Below are 25,695 nucleotides of genomic sequence, written 5' to 3' on the forward strand. Positions count from 1 at the left end.
GGCCGGGCACGGCCCCTAGGATGGAGACCATGATTGTGTCCCTGCCCCGCCACCTGCTGGCGCTGCTGTTCGGTCTGTTACTCAGCCTGCCTGGCGCGGCCCAGCGCCTGCCGCTGCGCTTGCTGCTGACGACCGACGTGCACATGCAGCTGCTTGACCACGACTACACGCTGGATCGCCCCAGTCCACAGTTCGGCCTGGCCCGCACGGCCAGCTTGATCGAGCAGGCGCGTGCAGAGGCACCCAACCACCTGCTGTTTGACAACGGTGACCTGCTGCAGGGCAGCCCGCTCGGCGACTGGCTGGCGCACCAGGGCAACTGGCCGCCCGCGCAACTGCACCCGGCCTACCGCGTGCTGCGCGCCCTTCAGGTAGACGCCGCCAACCTGGGCAACCATGAATTCGACTTCGGCCTGCCCTTTCTGCGCCGCGCGCTGCAAGGCGTTCCCTTCCCGGTGCTGAGTGCCAACCTGCTGGACAGTCGCAGCGGCAAGCCCGCATTCAAGCCGGCCGTGATGCTGGAGCGGCGCTGGCGCGATGAGCAGGGCCGGGTGCATCGGCTGCGTGTGGGCGTCATTGGCCTGGCGCCGCCGCGCAGCGTGGCCTTGCTGCGCGAACAGCTGCTGGGGCGCCTGCGCACCCAAGACGCGGTGACAAGCGCCCGCCACTGGGTGCGCCAACTACGCCGGCAGGGGGCCGACCTGGTGCTGCTGCTGGCCCATACCGGCTTGGAGCCGGCCGGCCAGACTGCCCGACCGCTGGACGACAACGTGGCGCTGGCGCTGGCGGAGCTGCCGGGGGTGGATGCCCTGCTGCTTGGGCATGCGCACGGCCTGTTTCCCTCCCCGGCCTATGCCCAGCACCCCGGCGTCGATGTCGAGCACGGACGCATCGGCAAGGTGCCGGCCGTGATGGCCGGCCGCTGGGGCGACCATCTGGGCCTGATCGACCTGCTGCTGGAACGCCGGCACGGCCGCTGGCAGGTGCGCGAATCGCGCAGCGTGCTGCGCCCGGTGTGGGATGCCCAGCAGCAGCGCGCACGGGCTGAGCCCGCCACCTGGGTGGCGCCGCTGATCCAGCAGGAGCACGAGGCCACGCGGGCCTGGGTGCAGCAGCCGGTGGCCCAAAGCCGGGTGCCCCTGCACACCCACTTTGCCCAGCTGCTGGACAGCGCCGCGCTGCAATTGCTGAACGAGGCGCAGCTGGCGCAGCTCGATCGCGAATTGAAGGGCAGCCGCTGGGAGGCCTTGCCGCGGCTCTCCGCGGCCTCCCCGTTCAAGACCACCAGCCTGCACGGCCAGGCGGCCGATATCCCGGTCGGCCCGCTGGCGCTCAAGCATGCGGTCGACCTCTACCCCTACCAGAACCGCTTCAAGGCCTTGAAGGTCAACGGCGCGCAGCTGCGCGACTGGCTGGAAATGGTGGCCGGGCAATTCCGCACCATCGACCCGGCCGGCCCGGCCGAGCAGGAGCTGCTCGACCCGGACTACCCCTCGTACAACTTCGATGTCATCGACGGCGTGCGCTATGCCTTCGACCTGACGCAGCGCCCGCGCTACACAAGCTACGGCCAGCGCCGCCCGGATGGCGGTCAGCGCGTCGCGCTGCTGGAGTACCAGGGCCAGCCGGTGCGCCCGGAGCAGGAGTTCGTCGTGGCAACGAACAGCTACCGGGCCGAGGGCGGTGGCCGCTTTGCGGCGCTGCAGGGCGCAGAAGTGGTGGCAGAAGGTCGTGCAGACAGCCGCCAGGTGCTGCTGGATCACATGCGGCAACTCGGCACGGTTTCGACCGTGCCGGACCAGAACTGGTGGATCCAGCCGGTGCCGGGCACCCGTCTGGTGTTCCGGGGCCTGGCGGAGGCCGCTCGACATCTGGAGCAAACGCCGGGCGTGAACACCCTGGGCCAGCCCGAAGCCGGCCTGCAGCGCTTCAGCCTGGGCGGGCGCTGATCAGGCGTAGATGTCCAGCATCACGCCGGACACTGCCAGTTGCGTCTGCAGCACGCGCAAGTTGGCGATGAACTGGTACGTCGCGGTGCGTTGTTCGACCAGCGAACGCGCCAGGTCAGGGTCTCGCGCCTGCAGCTGAAACTCGGAGGCAGCCCCCTGGTTCAGGTCGGGACGCGACTCAGGCTCGGTGCGCATGAGCTTGACGGACGACAGCGCCACGTTGTTGGCCGACGCCCGCAGCCGCTCCTGCGCCGCCGACAAGCCCGCCAAGGCAGTGGACAACTCGACAGCCATCTCAGGAACTCCGGGGTGAAAACGGCCCAATTATCAGCCGGCCACCGCCTCAAAGCTGCCTGCCGACACAAACACCCGCACGCAATCACCCCCGGCGGCCTTCGCTTCGCCACAGGCCAAGCTGGCCGCTGCGAGCACGGAGTCCGGGGTTTCCAGGCTGTTCTGCAGCAGCACCACGCCGATGCTGACCTTGACCCGCGCCCGATGCAGGCCCCAGCGCAGCCGGTAGGCGGCGATGGCAGACCGCATCTTTTCAGCCACGATCTCGGCGTAGTGCTGGTTGCAATCGGGCAACAGCACGGCAAAGCGGTCCTTTTCGATGCGCGCCACGGTATCCGAAGCCCGCACCCGAGCCTGCAGCAGCTGGCCGATGCCGTAAAGGAAGTGATCGGCGGTCTCGTTGCCCATGCCGGTGACGATCTCGCCGAACTTGTCCAGATCCAGCCAAAGCACGGTCACTGGCTCGTTGCGGCGGCTGCCCACGTGATCCGAGAGGCGACGTTCGAACTCGCGGCGGTTGGCCAGCTCGGTGACCGGGTCGTGCTTGGCCGTCCAGGTCGGCGCCAGACGGGCCGCACGGGCCGCCGTGACGTCCTCGACGATCCACAGCGCCTCACCCTTGGGGTCCTGCCAGTCCAGCGGGCTGGCGCTGAGCTTGCCCCAGAAGCGGCCGCCATCGCGCCGCACGAACTCGACTTCCTCATTCAGGGGCTGGCCAGACTGATAGGCCGCCGCCAGGCGCTCGGACACCGCCGCGTGGGAGGCGTCAGAGACAAACACGGCCCGGATCGGCTGGCTGCCCAGGTCGTGGTCGTCACCCTGCCCGAACATGTGGTTGAAGGGTTCGCTGACGACCGTGAACTGCCCCTGGCTGACAAAGGCGGCGGCCACGGGGGACCGCACCAGCAGGGCCTGCAGGCGGTTGGCGGCGAGGGGGTCGGTCATGACGGCTCCTGGCAGGGGAATGGGGCGATCTTCACCCAAGAAGTGGGGCGGTCAAGCGGCGCTATCCCGCAATTCGTCCGGGTGCGGCGGCGCGATGCCCTCCACCCAGTCCACCAGCGCCTCCAGCAGAGCTTGGCTGCGCTCATCGTCGTGCTGGGCCTGCAGTTGATCCAGGCGGTCCAGGTAGTCGGCCAGCGGCAGACCGCCGCCCTCGCCCAGATGCAGGCGGCGCGCTCGTTGGGCCAGCCAGCGCTGGCGCTCGGCGGCATCCAGCTGCTCGCCCTGGTGGCGGGCCCGGTAACGCCACACCAGCTCTTCCAGGCGCGCGTCGCTCAGGTGCAGGCGGCCCGAACGCGCCCGCTCGGCCAGTTCGGCCGCATTCCAGCCGCGCAGCTGGATCAGCGCCTTGCGGTCGGCATCCGCCACGAAACCGCCGTACAGATCGGCCTCGGGATCGACCGACTCCGTCGGCGCGCTGGCGTAGACCTCTGACCAGAGCCCGTCCAGCTGCCGGCCACGCTGACGCAAGAGCTCGGCATGGCCGAGCTGCACTTGCAAATTGAGACCCCAACGCTCGGCCAGTTCCAGCCTCAAGGTCTGCAGACTGCTGACGACGAACGGCGACTTGTTGGCATGCAGGGTCTTGATCGGCAGGCGCAACACGCCCTCGGGCAGTTCGGACTGGCGCACGAACAGACGGGCGCGGATCTCCTCGGGGCGCAGGTCGAACAGTTCGGCGGGGTCAGCAGCCAGATCCCAAAGGATCAGCTCGTTTTTGTTGCGCGGGTGCATGCCCAGCGGCCAGACCAGGGCCAGACAACCGCGCTCGACGCCGTACATGCCCGATACATGCAGCAGGGGCCGCGGCGCCTCGCCCACCTCGGCCCAGACCGCCTCCTTGCGGCGCAGCTTGAGTGCGAAGTCAAAGAGGCGCGGCTGGCGCTGCTTCAGCAGCCGGGCCAGCGCAATCGTGGCGCGCACGTCCGACAAAGCATCGTGCGCCGCCTCATGCGCCAGGCCATTGGCGGCCGAGAGCTTCTCCAGCTTGAAGCTTGTGCGACCGTCATCGCCCAAGGGCCATTCGATGCCTTCCGGACGCAACGCATAGGCCGCGCGCACCAGATCGAGCAAGTCCCAGCGCCCGCAGCCGTTCTGCCATTCACGGGCGTAGGGGTCGAGCAGGTTGCGCCAGAACAGATGGCGGGTGAACTCGTCGTCAAAGCGCAGGGTGTTGTAGCCACAGCCCACCGTGCCTGGCGCCCCGAGCTCGCGCTCGATGGCGGCGGCAAAGGTGGGTTCGGGCACGCCGCGGGCCTGGCAGGTCTGCGGCAGGATGCCGGTGATCAGGCAGGACTCCGGGTCAGGCAGCGTGTCGTCGCCCGGCTGGCAGTACTGCATCAGTGGGCTGCCGATCTCGTTGAGTTCGGCGTCGGTGCGGATGCCGGCAAACTGGGCCGGCCGGTCCAGCCGCGGATTGCGGCCGAAGGTCTCGTAGTCGTGCCAGTAGAAGCTCAGGGGTGCGGACATGGGCTCAGCATAATTCGCGCCCCCATGGCCTGTCCGGCTTGCCGGCCCCACCTGTCTTGAAACGCCTGCTGTACTGGGTCATCGGCCCCCTGCTCGCCCTGAGCCTGATCACCGCCCTGGCGGCCGCCTTCATCTGGCAGCAACTGCCGGATCTGGACGCCTTGTCCGACTACCAGCCCAAGCAGCCGCTGCGCGTGCTCAGCGCCGAGGGGGAGCTGCTGGGTGAGTTCGGCAGCGAGCGCCGCCGTTTCGTGCCGCTGGCGCAGATCCCCAAAGGCCTGCAGGACGCCCTGCTGGCCGTGGAAGACGTGGACTTCTGGAACCACCCGGGGCTGGATTTCAGCGGCATCCTGCGCGCGGTGTGGAACAACCTATGGAGCGAGCGCCGCCAGGGCGCCTCGACCATCACGCAGCAGCTGGCGCGGGACATGTACCTGACCAAGAAGCAGATCCTCAGCCGCAAGCTGGTGGAGATGTTGCTGGCCCTGAAGATGGAACGCGAGCTGGGCAAGGCCAAGATCCTCGAGGTCTACATGAACCAGATCTATCTGGGTCATCGCTCCTACGGATTCGCCGCCGCCGCCGAGCGCTATTTCGGCAAGCAGCTCGACGAACTCAATACGGCCGAGGTGGCCATGCTGGCCGGTCTGCCGCAGAACCCGCAGCATGTGAACCCGGCCGTCAACCTGCCGCGCGCCATCAAGCGCCAGCACCATGTGCTGGGGCGCATGCAGGCGGTGGGCCTGCTCACCGCCGCGCAGGCCGAAGCCGCGCGCAAGCTGCCGCTGAAGCTGCGCCAGCCCTCCGCGCTGGCCGGCAAGTCCGACCACGCGCTGGAAATGGTGCGGGCGGAGCTCTTCGAGCGCTATGGCGAGGAGCTCTACACGCGCGGCCTGGTGGCCCACACCACCTTGATGGCGGGCGAGCAACTGGCCGCCCACCAGGCCCTGCACAAGGCGCTCTGGGCGCTGGAGCGTCGCCAGGCCTACCGCGGCGTGGAAGAAGGCATGGCCGAGCTGGAGGCCGACGGTGACATCCACGACGGCAGCTTCAGCGACTTCCCCGACGTGGATGACGCGCTGGCCGGCATCGTGAGGGCGGTGAGCCGCGACGCCCTGGAGATCCAGCTGCGCGATGGGCGACGCGTGGCGCTCAGCGGCGCCGCCCTGCGCCCCGCCCTGCCCTTCATCGGCCCCCAGGTGCCGGTGGCCAAGCGCCTGCAGCGCGGCGCGAAGGTCCGGGTGCAGGAGCTGGCCCCCGGGGGCTGGCAGCTTGCGCAGCGTCCGCAGGCCGAGGGCGCAGTGGTGAGCCTGGACCCGCAGGACGGCAGCATCCGGGCGCTCGTCGGCGGGTTCGACTTCCAGCGCCTGCAGTTCAACCACGCCACCCAGGCCTACCGGCAACCGGGTTCGGCCTTCAAACCCTTCGTCTACTCGGCCGCCATTGAGAAGGGCGCGCACGCGCGCACCCATGTCAGTGACGAGGCCCTGCACATCGGCGACTGGAGCCCGCAGAACTACGACGGTGAGTACCAGAGCGAGCTCAGCCTGCGCGAAGCCCTGGCGCGCAGCAAGAACATGCCCACCATCCGCCTGGTGCAGGAGCTGGGCCCGCAGGAGGTGCGGGCCTGGGCCGCGCAGTTCGGCCTTGAAGCCGAGCGCCAGCCCCTCAATCTGACCCTGGCGCTGGGCTCGGGCGCTGCCACTCCGCTGCAGATGGCGCGCGCCTACGCGGTGTTTGCCAGCGGCGGCCTGAAAGTGGAGCCGCGGCTGATCAGCAAGGTGACCGACAGCAAGGGCGAACAGCTTTACGCCGCAGCGGAGCCGCAGCGCGCCCAGGCAATTTCGCCCCGCAATGCCTTCATGACGTCCCAACTGCTGAATGCCGTGATGCTTCAAGGCACGGGCGCACGCGCCAGTGCGGCGCTGCAACGCCAGGATTTGTACGGCAAGACGGGCACCACCAACGACGCCGTGGATGCCTGGTTCGTGGGCTTTCAGGCGCAGCGCGCCGCCGCGGTGTGGATCGGCTACCCGCAGCCGCGCTCGCTGGGCGAGCGCGAATCGGGCGGCGGCCTGGCCCTGCCGGTCTGGGTGGACACGCTGCGCGCCGCGCTCAAAGGGGTGGCCCCTGCACCGCTGCAGCCGCCCGAGGACGGGCTGGTGCAGCTCGACGGCGAATGGTTCTACGAAGAGTTCGCCGGCAGCGCCGCGCGTGCCTGGATCGGCAGCCCGGCGCCGGCGGCCAGTGCCGCGTCGGCTACTGGCGGGTAAGTACCACGCTGCCGATCGAGTAGCCCGCGCCAAAGGAGCAAATCACGCCACGGTCGCCGGGCTGCATGTCGGCCCGGTGCTCGTGGAAGGCAATGATGGAACCGGCCGAGGCGGTGTTGGCCCACTCGTCCAGGATCAGCGGTGCCACGCTGGAGCCGGCCTCGGCTCCCACCAGCTTCTTGATGACCAGCTGGTTCATGCCCAGATTGGCCTGGTGCAGCCAGTAGCGGCGCATGTCGGCCGGCTTCATGCCCAGACGCTGCAAGTGCGTTTCGATGTGGGCGGCGGCCATCGGCACCACTTCCTTGAAGACCTTGCGTCCTTCCTGGCGGAAGGTCTTGTCCCGTTCCTGCCAGTTGCTGTCCTCGCAGCGGTTCATGAAGCCGAAGTTGTTGCGGATGTTGTTCGAGTACTGCGTGGCGAGCTGCGTACCCTCGATCTTCCAGCGCTCCGGGCTGACGGCCAGGTCGGCGCGCTCGATCAGGACGGCGGTGCAGGTGTCGCCAAAAATGAAGTGGCAATCGCGATCGCGCCATTCCAGGTGGGCCGAGGTGATCTCCGGGTTGACCACCAGCACGCATTGGGCACTGCCCACCTTCACGGCATTGACGGCCTGCTCGATGGCGAAGGTGGCCGAGGAGCAGGCCACGTTCATATCGAAACCGTAGCCCTTGGCGCCCAGCGCGGCCTGGATCTCGCAGGCCATCGCCGGATAGGCACGCTGCATGTTTGCGGCGGCGCAGTACACGGCGTCGATGTCGGAGGTCTGGCGCCCGGCGGCGGCGCAGGCCTGGCGGGCAGCATCCACGGCGATCTCGGCCATCAGCGAAAGCGCGTCATCGGGCCGCGCCGCGATGCGCGGGTACATGCGCGCCGGGTCCAGCACGCCCTGCTTGTCCATCACGTAGCGGCTCTTGATGCCGCTGGCCTTCTCAATGAACTCGACGCTGGAGGGCTGCAGGGCCTCGCGCTCCCCGGCGGCGATGGCGGCCGCATGCTCGCGGTTGTGCCGCTCGACATAGGCATTGAAGGCCTCCACCAGCTCGGCATTCGAAATCTGATGCGGCGGCCGGTACAGGCCGGTACCGGTGATGACGGCGTCGAACATGGGGGGTCTCCGGGTATCGATGTTGTGGCGGCGCAGTGTAGGCAGGGCCCCAGGCCTGGCGGCTGCCAAGGCTGGAGCCGCGGCTCCAGAACCTGCCGCTCGGCACGGCCACAGGCCCTGCCCCTCCCTAGAATCCGCCTCCCTTTGGCCCGCTCTGGGCCGCAGTCCCCATCCGCGCCATGACCGAACTCGCCAAGTCCTTTGAACCCGCCGCCCTGGAAGCCCACTGGGGCCCGACCTGGGAGCGCGAAGGCCTCTACGCCCCGACCCTGGACAAGGCCAAGCCCAGCTTCTGCATCCAGCTGCCGCCACCGAATGTGACTGGCACCCTGCATATGGGCCACGCGTTCAACCAGACCATCATGGACGCGTTGACCCGGCTGCACCGCATGAAGGGCCACAACACCCTGTGGGTGCCGGGCACCGACCACGCCGGCATCGCCACCCAGATCGTGGTGGAGCGCCAGCTGCAGGGCCAGGGCGTGAGCCGCCATGACCTGGGGCGCAAGAACTTCGTCGCCAAGGTCTGGGAGTGGAAGGAAGAGTCGGGCAACACCATCACCCGCCAGATGCGCCGCATGGGCGCCTCGGTGAGCTGGGACCACGAGTACTTCACGATGGACGAGAAGCTCTCGGCCACCGTCACCGACACCTTCGTCAAGCTGTACGAGGAAGGCCTGATCTACCGCGGCAAGCGCCTGGTGAGCTGGGACCCGATCCTCAAGTCCGCCGTTTCCGATCTGGAGGTGGAGAGCGAAGAAGAGGATGGCTCGCTCTGGCACATCCGCTACCCGCTGGCGGAAGGCTCGGATTCCTTGGTGGTGGCCACCACGCGACCGGAAACCATGCTGGGCGACACCGCCGTCATGGTGCACCCGGAAGACGAGCGCTATGTGCACCTGATCGGCAAGCAGGTGCGCCTGCCCATCACCGGCCGCCTGGTGCCGGTGATCGCGGACGAGTACGTCGACAAGGCCTTCGGTACCGGCGTCGTCAAGGTCACGCCCGCGCATGATCAGAACGACTACCAGGTCGGTCTGCGCCACAGCCTGCCAATGCTGACCATCTTCGATCTGGAGGCCAAGGTCAGCGCCCATGAGGCCGCAGACATTCCGGCCACCTATGTCGGCCAGGATCGCTTCGCTGCCCGCAAGGCCATCGTGGCCCAGCTGGAGAGCGAAGGCCTGCTGGTCGAGGTCAAGAAGCACAAGCTGATGGTGCCGCGCTGCGCCCGCACCGGTCAGGTCATCGAGCCGATGCTGACGGACCAATGGTTCGTCGCCATGAGCAAGCCGGGCAAGCATGGCAAGTCGATCGCCCAGGGCGCCATCGAGGCGGTCGAATCGGGCGAGGTGAAGTTCGTGCCCGAAAACTGGGTCAACACCTACAACCAGTGGATGAAGAACATCCAGGACTGGTGCATCAGCCGCCAGCTCTGGTGGGGCCACCAGATTCCGGCCTGGTATGACGAAGACGGCCAGGTCTACGTGGCGCGCAGCGAGGCCGAGGCCCAGGCGCAGGCGCCTGGCAAGAAGCTCACCCGTGACGAGGACGTGCTCGACACCTGGTACTCCTCGGCCCTGGTGCCCTTCTCCACGCTGAACACGCAGGAGCAGGACCTGTTCCTTCCCAGCAGCGTGCTGGTGACCGGCTACGACATCATCTTCTTCTGGGTCGCCCGGATGATCATGATGACCAAGCACTTCACCGGCAAACCGCCCTTCCGCCATGTCTACATCCACGGCCTGGTGCTCGACGCCCATGGCAAGAAGATGAGCAAAAGCGAAGGCAATGTGCTCGACCCGGTGGACCTGATCGACGGCATCGAGCTGGCCCCGCTGCTGGACAAGCGCACCACCGGCCTGCGCAAGCCCGAGACCGCACCCAAGGTGCGCAAGGCCACCGAACAGGAATTCCCCGAAGGCATTCCCGGCTACGGCGCCGACGCGCTGCGCTTCACCTTCGCCTCGCTGGCCACGCTGGGCCGCTCCATCAACTTCGACAGCAAGCGCTGCGAGGGCTACCGCAATTTCTGCAACAAGCTCTGGAACGCGACCCGCTTCGTGCTGATGAACACGGAAGGCCAGGACTGCGGCTTCCGCGAGCACCCGGGTGGCGTGTGCCCGCCGGGCTTCAACCACTTCAGCGCGGCCGATCGCTGGATCGTCAGCCGCCTGCAGCGCGTCGAGGCCGAGGTCGCCAAGGCCTTCGAGGACTACCGCCTCGATCTGGTCGCCAACACGCTGTACAGCTTCGTCTGGGACGAGTACTGCGATTGGTACCTGGAGATCGCCAAGGTGCAGCTGCAGGAGGCCAAGGCCGCCGGCAACGAGGCCGCCGCGCGCGGCACCCGCCGCACCTTGATCCGCGTGCTCGAAACCGTGCTGCGCGCCCTGCATCCCATCACGCCCTTCATCACCGAGGAGCTGTGGCAAACGGTGGCGGTGGTGGCCGACCGCAAGAAGCCCGACGACGGGCGGCGCATCGTCAGCGCCGCCTACCCCCAGGCGCAGCTGGACAAGCTGGACGAAACCTCGGAAGCCTGGGTCGCGCGCCTGAAGGAAGCTGTGGGCATCTGCCGCAGCCTGCGCTCGGAAATGAAGCTCAGCCCGGCCGAACGGGTGCCGCTGCTGGTCAGTGGCGACACCGCCTTCCTGGCCGAGGCCGCCCCGCTGCTCAAGGCCCTGGCCAAGCTCAGCGAGCTGCGCGTGCTGGATGAAGCCGCCTTCGCCGAGGCCAGCCGCCTCGCCCCGGTGCTGGTGCTGGGCCAGGCCAAGCTGGCGCTGGAAGTCCAGATCGACATCGATGCCGAGCGGACCCGTGTGGCCAAGGAAGTGGCGCGCCTCGAAGGCGAGATCACCAAGGCCCAGGCCAAGCTAGGCAATGAGAGCTTTGTGGCTCGCGCCCCCGAGGCGGTGGTCGCTCAGGAGCGCCAACGCCTGGCCGACTTCGAGGCCCAACTGAGCCAGCAACGCGAACAACTGGCCCGTCTGGGCTGAGGACACGCCGTGAGCGCAGCCGTCACCAAGGCCGTCTTTCCCGTCGCCGGGCTCGGCACCCGCTTCCTGCCCGCCACCAAGGCGCAGCCCAAGGAAATGCTGCCGGTGGTGGACAAGCCGCTGATCCAGTACGCGGTCGAGGAGGCCTATGCGGCCGGCGTGCGCGAAATGATCTTCGTCACCGGCCGCCACAAGCGGCCGATCGAAGACCACTTCGACATGACCTTCGAGCTGGAGGTGGCGCTGCAGCAGGCCAACAAGCAGGAGCTGCTGGATGTGGTGCGCTCGGTCAAGCCCGACGACATGGAGTGCATCTACGTGCGCCAGGCCCAGGCCCTGGGCCTCGGGCATGCGGTGCTGTGCGCGCAGCGCCTGATCGGCAATGACCCCTTCGCCGTGCTGCTGGCCGATGACCTGATGGTGGGCGAGAAGCCCATCCTGCAGCAGATGGCTGAGCAGTTCGCCGAATGGCGCGCCAGCATCATCGCGGTGCAGGAAGTGCCGGCCGAGCACACGCGGCGCTACGGCATCGTGGCGGGTACCGAGGTCAACGAGCGCCTGCTGGACATCAACCGCATCGTCGAGAAGCCCGCGCCGGAAGTCGCGCCTTCAAGGCTGGGGGTGGCGGGCCGCTACATCCTCACGCCCGGCGTGCTGCGCGAGATCGCCAACCAGCCGCGTGGCGTGGGCGGCGAGATCCAGCTGACGGATGGCATTGCCGGCCTGCTGCGCCGCGAGAAGGTGTTCGCCTACCGCTACGAAGGCCGGCGCTACGACTGCGGCAGCAAGGAAGGCTTTCTGGAGGCGAATGTCGAGCTGGCCTTGGCGCACCCGCAGCTCGGCCCGGGCTTCCGCCAGTATCTGCAAGGCCTGGCGCTCTGATTCAGCGGCCTTGCAGGCCGCGCTCACCCCGCTGGACGTGGTGCCCCCTTCGCAAGGCGTCGGCGAGCCCTCAGGGCTCGCCTCGGCCCACGCTCAGCGTCCGCGCCGCCAGTAGCGCATCAGGGCGTAGGCGCCCAGCATGCCGCCCAGGTGGGCGAAGTGCGCCACGCCGCCGCCGCCTGTCAGTCCCATCAGCAGCTCCAAGCCGCCGAACACCGCCACGAAGACCTTGGCCTTCATGGGGATGGGGGGGAACAGCGGCATGATGACCCGATCCGGGAACAGCATGCCAAAGCACAGCAGCAGGCCGTACAGCGCACCGGAAGCCCCCACGGTGGGCACGTTGCTGCCGATCGCCGCCGTGAACACCAGTTGCACCGCAGCGGCGCTCAGCACGCCCGCCAGCAGCAGCTGAACATAGCGCTTTTGCCCCAGCACGCGCTCCAACTCGGTACCGAACATCCACAGGCCGAGCATGTTGAAGAACAGGTGCAGCACGTCGCCATGCAGGAAGGCGTAGGTCAGCGGCTGCCAGGGCAGGAAGAAGCCCGAAGCAATCGGGTACAGCGCCAGCCAGCCGGCCAGGTAAGGCCAGAGTTCGCCCAGGCAGAACATGCCGACGCAGATCAGCATCAAGGCCTTGGTGACGGGCATCATCGGGGGCATGGGCTCACTCGGAAACGCACCCCGGGTCTTGGGGCGGCGTGAGTGTATGAGCGGGAATCTTGGTGCCCAGGGCCGGACTCGAACCGGCACACCTTGCGGCGGGGGATTTTGAGTCCCCTGCGTCTACCGATTTCGCCACCTGGGCAGGTGCGCAACCCGTGTGCAGGTTGCTGGCAAGGCATCGCCTTGCTCGGAGGGCCGCGATTCTGCCATAGCGAAGCGAAGTCTTTGGGGCGGCCGGCACAATGGCTCGCATGAGCATCCCCTACCCCACGCTGGAAGACGTGATCGGCCGCACCCCGCTGGTGCGTATGCAACGCCTGCTGGGCAGCGACAGCCGCGGCAATGTGCTGCTGGCCAAGCTGGAGGGCAACAACCCTGCGGGCTCCGTGAAGGACCGCCCCGCCATCAGCATGATTCGGCGCGCCGAAGAGCGTGGCGACATCAAGCCCGGCGACACCCTCATCGAGGCCACCAGCGGCAACACCGGCATCGCCCTGGCCATGGCCGCCGCGATCCGCGGCTACCGCATGGTCTTGATCATGCCGGAGGACCTTTCCATCGAGCGCGCCCAGACCATGAAGGCCTTCGGCGCCGAGTTGATCCTCACGCCGCGCAGCGGCGGCATGGAGTACGCGCGCGATCTCGCCGAACAGATGCAGAACGAGGGCAAGGGCCGCGTGCTCGACCAGTTCGCCAACGCCGACAACCCGCGCGTGCACTACGAAACCACCGGGCCCGAGATCTGGCAGGACACCGGTGGGCGCGTCACGCATTTCGTGTCGGCCATGGGCACCACCGGCACCATCACCGGGGTCTCGCGGTATCTGAAGGAGCGGAACCCCGCAGTGCGCATCGTCGGAGCCCAGCCGCAGGAGGGCTCGCGCATTCCGGGCATCCGCAAATGGCCCGAGGCCTACCTGCCCAAGATCTACGACCCGAGCGGCGTGGACGAACTGGTGCTGGTCAGCCAGGCGGACGCCGAGACAATGGCACGCCGGCTGGCGCGCGAAGAAGGCCTGTTCGGTGGCATTTCGGCTGCGGGTGCCTGCTGCGTGGCGCTGAGCATCGCCCGCGTGGTGCGCGACGCCACCATCGTCTTCGTGGTCTGCGATCGTGGCGACCGCTATCTCTCCACCGGAGTCTTTCCCGCATGAAGTTCTGCCCGGAGTGCACGACGCCGCTGGCGGACATCGAGCAACTGGAGGACGGCGGCCCCAAGACGCGACTGCGCTGCCCGGCCTGCGGCTTCACGCACTGGAACAACCCGACCCCGGTGCTGGCCGCCGTGGTCGAGTGCACGGACCGCGAGGGCCAGTTGCTGCTGGCGCGCAATGCCGCTTGGCCGGGGCGCTTCTTCGGCCTGATCACCGGCTTCATGGAAGCGGGTGAGACGCCGGAAGACGGCATCCTGCGCGAGGTGGCCGAAGAGACCGGCCTGCAGGCCAGCGCCCCGCCCCGCCTGCTGGGCGTGTGGGATTTCCAGAAGAAGAACCAGCTGATCGTGGCCTACCACGTGCCGACCGCTGGCGAGATCGTGCTCAGCCCCGAGCTGGCCGAGTACAAGCTGATTCCCCCCGACAAGGTGCGCTGCTGGCCGCAGGGCACGGGCCAGGCCCTGGCCACCTATCTGCGGCAGCGCGGCATCGAACCCGAGTTTTTCGAATGAATCCACCCTTCGACCGCGAACTGGATGTGCGCGGCCTCAACTGCCCTCTGCCCATCCTCAAGGCCAAGAAGGCCCTGGCCGAGCTGGAAAGCGGCCAGGTGCTGCGTATCCTGGCCACGGATCCGGGCTCGACCCGCGACTTCCAGGCCTTTGCGCGCCAGACCGGCCATGAGCTGATCGAACAGGCGCAGCAGCAGGACGAATTCGTCCACGTGCTGAAGAAGAAATAGGCCTTACCAGCCGAGCTCGGGCAGCGGGTAGCGCAAGCGCAGGCGCAGTTCGCGCTTGAGGCGCTGGTTGCCAATGCGCCGGCTCTCGCTGAGGAAGCTCAGTTGCATGGGCGTCATCTGCACGGACGCCTCGGCACGGCTGATGCGCGGCGCGCGCGGCAGGCCCAGGCGGGCGGCTGCCAGGTCGAAGTGCTCGCCCATGCGGCGCTCGCTGTCGTCCACCACGTTCACGGCGCGCAGCGGCTTGCCCAGGAAGAGCGCGCGCCAGCAGGCCCGGGCCAGGTCATCGGCCTGGATGTGGTTGGTGAACACATCGTCCTCGGCGCGCAGCAGCGGCCGGCCGGCCAGCAGGCGCTCGCGCGGATGGCCTTCGCGGTCGGCGGCATAGATGCCGGGCGCGCGCAGCAGGCTCAGGCGCACGCTGCGCTCGCGGGCCCAGACCCGCAAGCGCTCTTCGGCGTCCACACGGCGCAGGGCCCGCGCCGTCTGAGCCCGGCGCACCGCGGTCTCGTCGATCCGCGCCCCGCCCCAATCGCCGTACACACCGGTGGTGGACACGTAGACGAAGGCGCGCGGCGCGCGGCCGCGCGCCAAGGCCGCCAACAAGGCCGCGGTGCGCGGGTCGCCCTCGCCCTGCCCCGGCGGCGGCGCCAGGTGCACCACGGCATCGGCCAGGCCGGCCAGGCGGCGCAGGCTGGCTGGATCGTCCAGATCGCCGCGCAGCAAGCGCACGCCGCTTGCGCGCCAAGCCGCCAGGCGCTCCGGCTCGCGCGCCAGCACCAGCATCTGCACCCCTGGCGGCACCAGCCGCAGCAAGCGCTGCCCGACATCGCCACATCCCACCACCAAGACCCGCATCGTCTGCATTCCTCCCGGACAATCGCCGCCCAGTCTAGGTTTCCTCTCCGCTTCCGTCCCCATGACCCTGACCGTCACCGTTCAACCCGCCGGCCGCAGCATCGAAGTGCCACGCGACGCCACCATCCTGTCTGCCGCCATCGAACAGGGCATCGGCCTGCCCTATGGCTGCAAGGACGGCGCCTGCGGTTCCTGCAAGAGCCGGCTGCTCGAAGGCCGGGTCATCCACGGCGTACACCAGGCCAAGGCACTGAGCAGCGAAGAGGAAGCCGCAGGATTCATCCTCACCTGCTGCGCCACGCCACAGACGGATTGCACGATCGAGGCGCGTAGCGTGCCGGCCGAGGGCCTGCACCCGGTACTGAAGCTGCCAGTGCGCGTGATCTCCGCCGAGAAGCCCGCTCCCGATGTGCTGCGCCTGCGCCTGCAACTGCCGGCCACGCAGAACTTCCAGTTCCATGCCGGCCAGTACCTCGAGTTCATCCTGCGCGATGGCAGCCGCCGCGCCTATTCGATGGCCACCGCCCCGTCCCAACTGGGCGACCCGCCGGCGATCGAGCTCCACATCCGCCACATGCCGGGTGGCAAGTTCACCGACCACGCCTTCAGCAGCCTCAAGGAGCGCGACATCCTGCGCGCCGAGGGGCCGTTCGGCAGCTTCTTCCTGCGCCGCGAATCCGACAAGCCGATGGTCTTCCTGGCCAGCGGCACGGGTTTCGCCCCCATCAAGGCCTTGATCGAACAACTCGAAGCGGACGGCAACACCCGGCCGGTCAGCCTGTACTGGGGTGGCCGCCGTCCGGCCGATCTGTACCTGGACGCCTGGGTGCGCGAGGCCGCGGCCCGCCTGCCCTGGCTGCAGTACGTGCCGGTGTGCTCGGATGCCCTGCCCGAGGACGGCTGGAGCGGCCGCAGCGGCTTTGTGCACCGGGCCGTGCTGCAGGACCTGCCGGATCTCGCCGGCTACGAGGTCTACGCTTGCGGCGCCCCGATCGTCATCGAATCGGCCAAGCGCGATTACGCCAGCGCCGGGCTGCCGGATGACTGCTTCTTCGCCGACGCTTTCACCAGCGAAGCCGACAAGCACGGCGCCACCGCCTGATGTTCCAGCCGCCCTTCGTGGCCGCCTCGGCGGCCGATGAGTCCCTGCTGCAAAGCGGCCAGGCCGTGCTGTCGCCGCAGGGCACGGCCGGGTGGCTGGGCCTGCCGCTGCCTGAACTGCTGGCGCTGCAGCCCTACTGGGACGACCTGCGCCCGGACGGTTACCTGAAGGACGGCGGCCGCTACCGCTCGCGCCGCCACAGCTGCTTCGTCGTCGACGGCAGCGCCGTCACCGAAACCCCGCGCCGCGCCCACTGGCAGCCGCTGGACTACAACGCCCTGCACGGCGGCATCGAGCGCTGGTACGAACCCGTGGACCCCGCCATGGCCGTGCACCCGGCGTTCCAGGCCTTGCTACGCCGCCTGGCACGCAGCGCCGATCGCTTGCGCGGTGCTCAGCCCTGGTTCATCGAGGTCCACCCCTTCCGCATCGACACCGAAGGCGGCATCGGCCGCCCGACGCCCGAGGGCGCCCACCGCGACGGCGTGGACCTGGTGGCGGTGTTGCTGCTGGCACGCCAGCACATCAAGGGCGGCGAGACCCGTGTCTTCGAGGCCACTGGCCCGGCCGGCCAGCGCTTCACGCTGACCGAACCCGGCAGCCTGCTGCTACTCGACGACCCCCGCATGATTCACGAAGCCACGCCCATCCAACCCGATGGGGCGGCACGCGGCCACCGCGATACCCTCGTGATCACCCTGCGTTCCGGCGGCTTTCAAGGCCCCTGAACGTGCTCCTCGCCCCTGCGCCACAAGCGCGGACGGCGTTTGAACCTCCCCAAGCGAAAGCCCTACCCCATGCCTTCCTTCTTCGGCCTGCCCCACCAAGCCCCGCACGAACGCGTGCTGATCGCCGCCGACGCCGAATCCGGCCTGCGCACCATGATTGCCGTGCACAGCACCGCCCGCGGCCCCGCCTTCGGCGGCTGCCGCCTCTGGGCCTATGAAAACGACCTGGCCGCCCACCACGACGCGCTGCGCCTCTCCCAAGGCATGAGCATGAAGAACGCCCTGGCCGGTCTGCCCTTCGGCGGCGGGAAGGCCGTGATCGTCAAGCCCAAAGGTGAGTTCGACCGCGCCAAGCTGTTTGCCGCCTTCGCCCGCGCCGTGGACAGCCTGCAAGGCGCCTACATCACCGCCGAGGACGTGGGCACCACCACCGCCGACATGCGCGGCGTGCAGGCCCTGACGAAGTACGTCTCCGGCATCCCGCGCGAAGGCGCCTTTGGCGGCGACCCCAGCCCCAAGACCGCTTGGGGCGTGTTCGTCTCCATCGAGGCCGGCGCGAAGACCGTGCTGGGCCGCAGCGACCTGCAGGGCCTGAAGGTCGCCATCCAGGGCCTGGGTGCCGTGGGTTGGCACCTCGCCGAGTTCCTGCACAAGGCCGGCGCCCAGCTGGTGGTGGCCGACATCGACCCCGCCAAGACCGCCAAGGCCCAGGCCCAGTTCGGTGCCGAGGTGGTGACGGTGGATCAGATCCTGGCCGCCCCCTGCGACGTGCTGGCACCCTGCGCCCTCGGTGCCTCGCTGAACGCCACCAGCATCCCCACGCTGCAGGCCAAGCTGATCTGCGGCGCCGCCAACAACCAGCTGGCCCTGCCGCACGACGGTGATGAGCTGGCCAAGCGCGGCATCACCTACCTTCCGGACTACCTGGTGAATGCCGGCGGCATCATCTCCGTGGCGCGCGAATACCGCGGCGAAGGCGAAGAAGGCGCGGTGATGGCCGAAGTGAGCCGCATCGCCGAGCGCGTGAACGAATTGCTGGTGCGTATCAAGACCAGCGGCCGCACCCCCGCGGCCGAGGCCGATGCCTGGGCGCAGAGCCTGCTCGTCAAGCCCTGAGCGCCAGCGCCCCACTACGAAGCCCTGGGCGCGCCCAGGGCTTTTTTGTGCTCGCCCCCCTGCCTCGGCTGTGACCCATGTCGCCCTGGCGCACCGCTCCTTACACTGCGAAACAGAGCGGGCCAGGGGGCCTGCAGCGATGGAGACGGACATGAACTCCGAGGCTTTGAAATCTCTCGTTCGACGCGGCGCCGGCGCGCTGCTGGTGGTGCTGCTGACGGCCTGCGCGGCCGGCGGCGGCATGGGCAACAACCCCTCGCCGGTGGCAGGTTCGGCGGTCTCCAACGACGCCAACCGCCGCGCCGACATGGGCCAGTACCAGGCCATCGAGTACGCGAATGCCGCCAAGAAAGGCCCGCGCATCATCGTGCTGCCCGGTGAAATCAAGGGCGCCAACGCCACCTTCACCCAGCGCGTCACCGCCAACAACATCGCCGACTTCGTCGAGCTGGAGTTGACGCGCGCCAATTTCACGGTGCTGGAGCGCGCCCAGTTGGGGGCGCTGCTGCGCGAAGTTGAGTTGGCCTACAACGTGGGCGACGTCAAGCAGGCCCAGCGCGCCTTCCAGAAGGGCAAGATCTCCACCACCCGCTGGGTCGTGAAGTTCGATGTGCTCAAGGCCGAGCCGGTGGCTTCCTCGGGTGGCGGCATCGACGGCAGCACCGCAGCGAACCTGCTCAACATCTTCGGCCGCGGCAAGGCCGCCGCTGCCGGCTCCACCGTCGCGGGCTCGGTGCGGACCGACCAGCAGGCCGTGGTCTGGAACGTGGGCATGCGCTACAAGATCCTGGATGCCAACACCTCGGAGCAGGTGGCCAACGGCTACTTCGAGGAAAAGATGGAAGTGGGCGCTAAGGTGACCTCCATTGCCGGCGTGCGCAGCAACGCCACCGGTGGCGTGGGGCTTGACACCCTGGTGCAACGCCTGGTGCAACGCGGGGTGTCGGAAATTGACGCCCGTCACAAGTAAGACCCGAGGGCCATGGCCATGCGCACCTTCCTGCTTTCCCTGTTGCTGTGGGCGCTGGCCGCCTGGCCGGCCGCAGCCTCCAGTCTGGACAAGGGCAAGCGCATCGCCCTGGTCATCGGCAATGCGGCCTACAAGAGCTCGCCCCTGGCCAATCCGTTGAACGATGCCCGTGCGGTGTCGGACAGCCTGCGGCGCCTCGGCTTCAAGGTCATCAGCCTGGAGAACGCCTCGCAAAAGCAGATGTTCGACGCCACGCGAGAGTTCGGTGATCAGCTGAAAGATGGTGTCGGGCTCTTCTATTACGCCGGGCACGGCGTCCAGGTCAAAGGCCGCAATTTCCTGGTGCCGGTGGACGCCCACATCGAGCGCGAGGACGAGGTGGCCTACAAGGCCTTCGACATCGGCCAGGTGCTGGAGAAGATGGAGAGCGCGAAGAACCCGCTCAACATCGTCATCCTGGACGCCTGCCGCAACAACCCCTTCACGCGTGGCGCCCGCTCGGGTGCCAGTGGCCTGGCACAGATGGATGCCCCCACCGGCTCCATCATTGCCTTCGCCACGGCGCCCGGCGCCGAAGCCGCCGACGGGGCCGGCAACAACGGGCTCTACACCAGCCATCTGCTGCGCAATATGAACACGCCGGGCCTCAAAGTGGAGGACGTGTTCAAGCGCACCCGCGTGGCGGTGCGCCAGGCCTCGAACGGCCGCCAGATCCCCTGGGAAAGCACCTCGCTGGAAGGCGACTTCTTCTTCACTGGCAATGCCGGCGCCGGCTCGGCAAGCGCGGCGCTGCCGGCCGATCTGGACCAGGAGATGTGGCAGCTGGTGGCCGAATCCGGCAAGCCCTCGGCCTACCGCGCCTATCTGGAGCGTTTTCCGAATGGCCGCTATGCCGAGCAGGCGCGTGTGCAGGCCGCGCAGCTGGTAGCGGCTACCGCACCTGCCACCCAGGGCGCGGCAGCACCCGCAGCGCTGGGGCGGCAGAACGTTGCCCGCTCCACCGGGGGCTTCTCGTTCTCGGAAGAGGAAGCCAAGATGGACCGCGCCACGGCGGCCGGGCGTGAGGTGGCCTTCGAGCGCACGCTCGCCTCGCTGGAATGCGCGCCGGCGCGTCGGCAGGCGCGTGTCCAACTCAAGCTCAGCGAGTCCGGGGGCGGACAGTTCAGCGTGGCCTTGGCCCAGCGTCTGCGCCAGGCCGGCATGAAGGTCGGCCAGGCGGGCGGCTACGTGGTGCAGGGCACGGTGAGCAGCACCGCGAACCGCCACCACCTGCTGCGTGTCAACGAGGTGTCGGTGAACGCCGCGCTGAGCCTTATCAGCGCGAGCGGCCAGGAAGTCGCGAGCGCGATGGGGCGTGAAGAGTCCTACGCCGGCGCCGACGTCAGCAACGCCTTCCTGGAACTGGTGCAGGCGCAGGCCACCGACATGGCCAGCCAGCTGATCACCCAGCTGTGCCGGCCTTCCTGAGGGCTTACTCGCCGAGGTAGGCGGCGCGCACCTTGGGGTCGGCCAGCAGCTCCGCCCCTGGCCCCGTCATCGTGACCAGGCCGGACTCCATCACATAGCCACGGTTCGCCAGCTGCAGCGCGCGGCTGGCGTTTTGCTCCACCAGCAACACGGTCACGCCCTGGCCGTGGATCTCGTTCACGACCTCGAAAATCTTGTCGACCATGATGGGCGACAGGCCCATCGAGGGTTCGTCCAGCAGCAGCACCTTGGGGCGGGCCATCAGCGCGCGGCCCATGGCCAGCATCTGCTGCTCGCCGCCGGACATGGTGCCGGCCAGCTGGTCGCGCCGCTCCTTCAGGCGCGGGAAAAAGGTGAACACGCGCTCCATGTCGGCGTCGATGCCCGCCTTGTCATTGCGCGTGTAGGCGCCCATCTGCAGGTTTTCGACGATGGTCATGCGCGTGAAGGTGCCCCGCCCTTCCGGCACCATCACCAGGCCCTGCTTGGCCAGATCCCAGGCGCCCTGGCCCTTGATGGACTTGCCCAGGTAGAGCACGTCGCCATCAGCCACCGGCTGCAGGCCGGTGACGGCCTTGAGCGTGGTGGTCTTGCCGGCGCCGTTGGCACCGATCAGGCTGACCAGTTCCCCAGCGCGGACTTCGAAATTCACGCCCTTGACGGCCTGAATGCCGCCGTAGGCCACCTTCAGGTTCGAGACCTGCAACAACACATCATCTGCCATGGGCGCTTCCTCAGTGGGTGGCGGCGGGCGCCTGCGCATGGCCGGCACCCAGATAGGCCTCGATGACCTTTTCGTTGCTCTGCACCTCGGCCGGCGTGCCTTCGGCAATCTGCTTGCCGTAGTCCAGCACCGTGACGCGGTCGCACAGCCCCATCACCAGCTTCACGTCGTGCTCGATCAGCAGGATGGTGCGGCCGTCCTTGCGGATGCGGTCGATCAGCTCGCGCAGCACCACCTTCTCGGTCTGGTTCATGCCGGCGGCCGGCTCGTCCAGGGCAATCAGCTGGGGGTCGGTGGCGAGGGCGCGCGCAATCTCCAGGCGCCGCTGGTCGCCGTAGCTCAAGGTGCGCGCACGGAACTCGGCATGCCGACCGATGCCCACGTACTCAAGCAGCTCGCGCGCACGCTGGGCGATCTCGGCTTCCTCCTTCTTGAAGGACGGCGTGCGGAAGATCGCGCCGAGCAGCCCGCTGTGCGTGCGTACATGGCGACCCACCATGACGTTTTCCAGGGCCGTCATCTCGGGGAAGAGACGGATGTTCTGAAAGGTGCGGGCGATGCCCGCCTTGGCCACCAGGTGCACGGCGGCCGGCCGGTAGGGCATGCCGCCCAACTCGAAGCTGCCGCCATCCGGCGTGTACAGCCCCGTGATGACATTGAAGAAGGTGGTCTTGCCGGCGCCGTTGGGGCCGATCAGGCCATAGACCTGGCCCTTGCGGATCTCAACGCCGACCTCGGAGAGCGCCTGCAAGCCGCCGAAGCGCTTGGAGACCCCCTGGACTTTCAAGACGATGTCCGTGCTCATGGTGTTCAGGCAGGAGTGTTTGGAGCGGGCTTGCCGTGCTCGGGCGCAGGCCACAGGCCGCGCGGACGCATCAGCATGATGACGATCATCGCCAGCGCCACCAGGGCCTGGCGCAGGATGGCGGCATCGATGCGGCCGTCGGTCATCTGCTGGATGTCCCCGGCCACGTAGCGCAGCACCTCGGGCAGCGCGGCCAGCAGCAGCGCGCCCAGGATGACGCCAGGCAGATGGCCCATGCCGCCGAGCACCACCATGGCGACGATCAGCACCGACTCCTGCAGGCTGAAGGACTCGGGGCTGACGAAGCCCTGGAAGCCCGCGAACATCGCACCGGCCACGCCGCCGAAGGTGGCGCCCATGCCGAAGGCCAGCAGCTTGAGGTTGCGGGTGTTGATGCCCATGGCCTTGGCGGCGATCTCGTCTTCGCGGATGGCCATCCACGCGCGGCCGATGCGCGAGTTCTCCAGGCGGTAACAGATCAAGACCGACACCACCACCAGCGTCAGGAACAGGTAGTAGTGCAGGGTCACGCCGGGCAGCTCGAAGCCGAACAGCGAGGTCTTCTGCGAGAGCGGCACACCGAAGACGGCGATCGAGTCGATCTGACCCAGACCGCGCGGCCCGTTGGTGATGTTGACCGGGTGCTCCAGGTTGTTCATGAAGACGCGGATGATTTCGCCGAAGCCCAGGGTCACGATGGCCAAATAGTCACCGCGCAGTTTCAGCGTGGGCGCCCCCAGCAGCACCCCTGCCAGCGCCGCCAGCCCGGCGCCGAGCGGGATGGTGACCCAGAGCGGCGTGTGCAGGCCGTCGGGGAACATCTGCGCAATGGCCGGGAAGGTGTCCCAGAGATGGGGGCTGGCCAGCAGCGCGAACATGTAGGCGCCCACGGCGTAGAACGCCACATAGCCCAGGTCCAGCAGGCCGGCGTAGCCCACCACGATGTTCAGGCCCAGGGCCAGCATCACGTACAGCAAGGCCGTGTCCATGATGCGCACCGGGCCGGAACCGAATTGCTGCGCGATCAGCGGCAGGATCAGCAGGGCCAGCGCACTGGCCAGGAAGACGGCGAGTTTCTTGGTCTGTTGCATGCGAACTCCCTCAGGCGCGGTCGGCCACGCGTTCGCCCAGCAAGCCGGAGGGGCGCAACGTGAGGACGAGGATCAGGGCCACGAAGGCAAAGATGTCGGCGTAGTGGCTGCCCAGCACGCCGCCGGTCAGCTCACCCAGGTAACCCGCGCCGATGGCTTCGATCAGGCCGAGCAGGATGCCGCCCACCATCGCGCCCGCCAGGTTGCCAATGCCGCCCAGCACCGCGGCCGTGAAGGCCTTCAAACCCGGCATGAAGCCCATGGTGTGCTGCGCGGTGCCGTAGTTGGCGGCCCACATCAGGCCGGCCACGGCGGCGAGCGCCGCACCGATGACGAAGGTGGCCGAGATCACGAAATCGGGCTTGACGCCCATTAGCGAGGCGACCTTGGGGTTCTCGGCCGTGGCGCGCATGGCGCGGCCCAGCTTGGTCTTGTTGACCAGCCACATCAGCGCGGCCAGCAGCACCCCGGTGGTCACCAGGATCAGCACCTGGGTGACGGAAATGACCGGGCCGCCGAGGTTGATCGGATCGGTGGGCAGCAGCAGCGGGAAGGGTTTGGGATTGGGCTTCCAGATCACCATGGCGAGCGTCTGCAGCATCAGGCTCATACCCATGGCGGTGATCAGCGGGGCCAGGCGCGGCGCGCTGCGCAGCGGCCGGTAGGCGATCTTCTCGATCGTGAAGTTGACGGCGGAGCAGACCACGATGGCACAGCCCAGGGCCACGATCATCAGGGCCCAGCCGGGCAGGCCCGAGCCGGCCAGTGCGCCGATGACGGTCCAACTCGTCAGCGCGCCAATCATCAGGATCTCGCCGTGGGCGAAATTGATGAGGTTGATGATGCCGTAGACCATCGTGTAGCCCAGGGCCACCAGGGCATACATGCTCCCCAGGACCAGGCCGTTGATGATTTGCTGAATCAGGACTTCCAAGTCGTTCTCCTTGGCAGTGCGCCAGGGCACAGGTTGCGGCCGATTATGTGAAGGCCCTTCCCGCCTTCCTGCCTGGGATAACCCGCTGGACTTGGCGGCCAAAAAACAAGGGCGCCCCGCAGGGCGCCCCGTCGTTCCGCGCTGCTGCGCTCAGGCCAGCAGTTGCTTGGGGTCGACGAAGGGCTTGCCCAGTTCGCGCGCCACGGCTTCGTAGGTGATCTGACCTTCGTGCACATTGAGGCCGGCCGCCAGATGGAGATCGGCGGCGCAGGCGGCGCGCCAGCCCTTGTTGGCCAGGGCCAGCGTGAACGGCAAGGTGGCGTTGTTCAGCGCGAAGGCCGAGGTGCGCGGCACTGCTCCGGGCATGTTCGCCACGCAGTAGTGCACCACGCCATCCACCTCGTAGGTCGGCTCGGCATGCGTGGTCGCGTGCGAGGTTTCGAAGCAGCCGCCCTGGTCGATGGCAACGTCAACGATGACCGAACCCGGCTTCATGCGCGACAGCTGCTCGCGGCGGATCAGCTTCGGTGCGGCGGCGCCCGGCACCAGCACAGCGCCGATGACGAGATCGGCCGACAACACGGCGGCCTCGGTGTTGTCCAGGTTCGCGTAGGCGGTGACGAGACGGCCGCCGAACACCTCGTCGAGCTGACGCAGGCGCGGCAGCGAGCGGTCCAGCACCACCACCTCGGCGCCCAGGCCCATGGCCATGCGGGCCGCATGCGTGCCCACCACGCCGCCACCGATTACCACCACCTTGGCGGGGGCCACGCCGGGCACGCCGCCCAGCAGCACGCCGCGGCCACCATTGGCCTTCTGCAGCGCCACCGCGCCCACCTGGATGGCCATGCGGCCGGCCACTTCGCTCATCGGGGCCAGCAGGGGCAGGCCGCCGCGCGAATCCGTGATGGTTTCGTAGGCGATCGCCGTGCAGCCGCTCTTGATCAGGCCTTCGGCCTGCACCGGATCCGGCGCCAGGTGCAGGTAGGTGAACAGCAGCTGGCCCTTCTTCAGCATCGCCGTCTCGGAGGGTTGGGGCTCCTTGACCTTGACGATCATCTCGGCCTGCTCGAACACCGCCGTGGCGTCGGCCAGGATCTTGGCGCCCATGGCTTGGTACTCGGCGTCCGGGCAGCCGATGCCGTTGCCGGCCCCTGCCTGAATGAACACCTCATGGCCGGCGGCCACCAATTCGCGGACGCTGGGGGGCGTCAGGCCGACGCGGTACTCGTGGTTCTTGATTTCGGTGGGGACGCCGATGCGCATGGAAGTCTCCGAGGGGTTGGATGCAAAGAGCTTCATCGTCGGGTGCCTGCGTCCGCAGAAGATCGCGTTCGCAACCCTAGAAAACCCTAGGT

Annotated in this window: 23 protein-coding genes and 1 tRNA gene; 12 read left to right on the forward strand and 12 right to left on the reverse strand. The window is 68.2% G+C overall.

Features of this window, described 5'->3' with window-relative positions:
- The first annotated feature begins 29 nt into the window (after positions 1-29).
- Positions 30-1,949 (forward strand): bifunctional 2',3'-cyclic-nucleotide 2'-phosphodiesterase/3'-nucleotidase, encoded by a 1,920-nt coding sequence (locus I7X39_RS02390; protein ID WP_198109342.1) that lies wholly within the window; start codon positions 30-32, stop codon positions 1,947-1,949.
- Here the strand turns inward: I7X39_RS02390 and I7X39_RS02395 are convergent, their stop codons facing one another.
- Genes I7X39_RS02395 through sbcB form a run of 3 tightly spaced genes read right to left on the reverse strand, consistent with a single transcriptional unit; the run spans position 1,950 to position 4,715 of the window.
- Positions 1,950-2,243: a hypothetical protein gene (locus I7X39_RS02395; protein WP_198109343.1), complete on the reverse strand. Its 294-nt coding sequence runs from the start codon at positions 2,241-2,243 to the stop codon at positions 1,950-1,952.
- Between the two features lie 33 nt (positions 2,244-2,276).
- A complete protein-coding gene (locus I7X39_RS02400; RefSeq protein WP_198109344.1) occupies positions 2,277-3,188 on the reverse strand; it encodes a GGDEF domain-containing protein in 912 nt (303 codons plus the stop codon).
- Between the two features lie 51 nt (positions 3,189-3,239).
- Positions 3,240-4,715 (reverse strand): exodeoxyribonuclease I, encoded by a 1,476-nt coding sequence (gene sbcB, locus I7X39_RS02405; protein WP_198109345.1) that lies wholly within the window; start codon positions 4,713-4,715, stop codon positions 3,240-3,242.
- Positions 4,716-4,771: 56 nt separating this feature from the next.
- On the opposite strand from sbcB, the gene I7X39_RS02410 reads away from it, so the two are divergent.
- On the forward strand, positions 4,772-6,988 hold the full coding sequence (locus tag I7X39_RS02410; RefSeq protein WP_198109346.1) for a penicillin-binding protein 1A: 2,217 nt from the start codon (positions 4,772-4,774) through the stop codon (positions 6,986-6,988).
- Here I7X39_RS02410 and I7X39_RS02415 read toward each other — a convergent pair.
- Positions 6,975-8,096 carry a beta-ketoacyl-ACP synthase III gene (locus I7X39_RS02415; RefSeq protein WP_198109347.1) on the reverse strand — a complete coding sequence of 374 codons (1,122 nt, stop codon included), beginning with the start codon at positions 8,094-8,096 and terminating at the stop codon, positions 6,975-6,977. The two genes, I7X39_RS02410 and I7X39_RS02415, sit on opposite strands and share 14 nt — an antisense overlap.
- A 179-nt stretch (positions 8,097-8,275) precedes the next feature.
- Here I7X39_RS02415 and I7X39_RS02420 point away from each other — a divergent pair, with 179 nt between their 5' ends.
- Positions 8,276-11,095 carry a valine--tRNA ligase gene (locus I7X39_RS02420; protein ID WP_198109348.1) on the forward strand — a complete coding sequence of 940 codons (2,820 nt, stop codon included), beginning with the start codon at positions 8,276-8,278 and terminating at the stop codon, positions 11,093-11,095.
- A 9-nt stretch (positions 11,096-11,104) separates the two neighbouring features.
- Entirely contained in the window at positions 11,105-11,977 is an 873-nt protein-coding gene (galU, locus tag I7X39_RS02425; RefSeq protein ID WP_198109349.1) for a UTP--glucose-1-phosphate uridylyltransferase GalU, read from the forward strand.
- 93 nt (positions 11,978-12,070) lie between these two features.
- Here the strand turns inward: galU and I7X39_RS02430 are convergent, their stop codons facing one another.
- Together I7X39_RS02430 and I7X39_RS02435 are read right to left on the reverse strand one after the other, a co-directional pair.
- A complete protein-coding gene (locus I7X39_RS02430) occupies positions 12,071-12,643 on the reverse strand; it encodes a rhomboid family intramembrane serine protease (RefSeq protein ID WP_198109350.1) in 573 nt (190 codons plus the stop codon).
- A 60-nt stretch (positions 12,644-12,703) separates the two neighbouring features.
- A tRNA-Leu gene (locus I7X39_RS02435) sits at positions 12,704-12,788 on the reverse strand.
- Positions 12,789-12,903: 115 nt separating this feature from the next.
- On the opposite strand from I7X39_RS02435, the gene cysM reads away from it, so the two are divergent.
- From cysM to I7X39_RS02450, 3 genes are read left to right on the forward strand one after another with little or no spacing between them, the layout of a single operon-like run.
- A complete protein-coding gene (cysM, locus tag I7X39_RS02440; protein ID WP_198109413.1) occupies positions 12,904-13,800 on the forward strand; it encodes a cysteine synthase CysM in 897 nt (298 codons plus the stop codon).
- Positions 13,797-14,312 carry an NUDIX hydrolase gene (locus tag I7X39_RS02445; RefSeq protein WP_198109351.1) on the forward strand — a complete coding sequence of 172 codons (516 nt, stop codon included), beginning with the start codon at positions 13,797-13,799 and terminating at the stop codon, positions 14,310-14,312. Before cysM ends, I7X39_RS02445 begins: the two co-directional genes overlap by 4 nt.
- The gene (locus tag I7X39_RS02450) at positions 14,309-14,542 is read left to right on the forward strand and encodes a sulfurtransferase TusA family protein (protein WP_198109352.1); all 234 of its coding nucleotides are present in this window, start codon (positions 14,309-14,311) and stop codon (positions 14,540-14,542) included. The genes I7X39_RS02445 and I7X39_RS02450 overlap by 4 nt, the downstream gene beginning before the upstream one ends.
- A gap of 3 nt (positions 14,543-14,545) precedes the next feature.
- Here the strand turns inward: I7X39_RS02450 and I7X39_RS02455 are convergent, their stop codons facing one another.
- Positions 14,546-15,400, reverse strand: a complete 855-nt coding sequence (locus tag I7X39_RS02455) for an NAD(P)H-binding protein (RefSeq protein ID WP_232351639.1) — start codon at positions 15,398-15,400, stop codon at positions 14,546-14,548.
- A 61-nt stretch (positions 15,401-15,461) separates the two neighbouring features.
- On the opposite strand from I7X39_RS02455, the gene I7X39_RS02460 reads away from it, so the two are divergent.
- The 5 genes from I7X39_RS02460 (at position 15,462) to I7X39_RS02480 (ending at position 20,783) form a co-directional block, all read left to right on the forward strand.
- On the forward strand, positions 15,462-16,502 hold the full coding sequence (locus I7X39_RS02460) for a CDP-6-deoxy-delta-3,4-glucoseen reductase (protein WP_198109354.1): 1,041 nt from the start codon (positions 15,462-15,464) through the stop codon (positions 16,500-16,502).
- Entirely contained in the window at positions 16,502-17,230 is a 729-nt protein-coding gene (locus I7X39_RS02465; RefSeq protein WP_198109355.1) for a 2OG-Fe dioxygenase family protein, read from the forward strand. Before I7X39_RS02460 ends, I7X39_RS02465 begins: the two co-directional genes overlap by 1 nt.
- A gap of 69 nt (positions 17,231-17,299) precedes the next feature.
- Complete coding sequence (locus tag I7X39_RS02470; protein WP_198109356.1) at positions 17,300-18,346, forward strand: Leu/Phe/Val dehydrogenase; 1,047 nt, start codon at positions 17,300-17,302, stop codon at positions 18,344-18,346.
- Positions 18,347-18,497: 151 nt separating this feature from the next.
- Complete coding sequence (locus I7X39_RS02475; protein WP_198109357.1) at positions 18,498-19,316, forward strand: CsgG/HfaB family protein; 819 nt, start codon at positions 18,498-18,500, stop codon at positions 19,314-19,316.
- Between the two features lie 12 nt (positions 19,317-19,328).
- A complete protein-coding gene (locus I7X39_RS02480) occupies positions 19,329-20,783 on the forward strand; it encodes a caspase family protein (RefSeq protein ID WP_198109358.1) in 1,455 nt (484 codons plus the stop codon).
- 4 nt (positions 20,784-20,787) lie between these two features.
- Here the strand turns inward: I7X39_RS02480 and I7X39_RS02485 are convergent, their stop codons facing one another.
- The 5 genes from I7X39_RS02485 to ald form a co-directional block, all read right to left on the reverse strand.
- Positions 20,788-21,507 (reverse strand): ABC transporter ATP-binding protein, encoded by a 720-nt coding sequence (locus tag I7X39_RS02485; RefSeq protein WP_198109359.1) that lies wholly within the window; start codon positions 21,505-21,507, stop codon positions 20,788-20,790.
- A 10-nt stretch (positions 21,508-21,517) separates the two neighbouring features.
- Entirely contained in the window at positions 21,518-22,312 is a 795-nt protein-coding gene (locus tag I7X39_RS02490; protein WP_198109360.1) for an ABC transporter ATP-binding protein, read from the reverse strand.
- Between the two features lie 5 nt (positions 22,313-22,317).
- Complete coding sequence (locus I7X39_RS02495) at positions 22,318-23,403, reverse strand: branched-chain amino acid ABC transporter permease (RefSeq protein ID WP_198109361.1); 1,086 nt, start codon at positions 23,401-23,403, stop codon at positions 22,318-22,320.
- Positions 23,404-23,413: 10 nt separating this feature from the next.
- Positions 23,414-24,337: a branched-chain amino acid ABC transporter permease gene (locus tag I7X39_RS02500; protein ID WP_198109362.1), complete on the reverse strand. Its 924-nt coding sequence runs from the start codon at positions 24,335-24,337 to the stop codon at positions 23,414-23,416.
- Positions 24,338-24,487: 150 nt separating this feature from the next.
- The gene (ald, locus tag I7X39_RS02505) at positions 24,488-25,603 is read right to left on the reverse strand and encodes an alanine dehydrogenase (RefSeq protein ID WP_198109363.1); all 1,116 of its coding nucleotides are present in this window, start codon (positions 25,601-25,603) and stop codon (positions 24,488-24,490) included.
- Positions 25,604-25,695: the final 92 nt, after the last annotated feature.

The organism is Inhella proteolytica (genome assembly GCF_016093275.1).
Taxonomy (GTDB): Bacteria; Pseudomonadota; Gammaproteobacteria; order Burkholderiales; family Burkholderiaceae_C; genus Inhella; species Inhella proteolytica.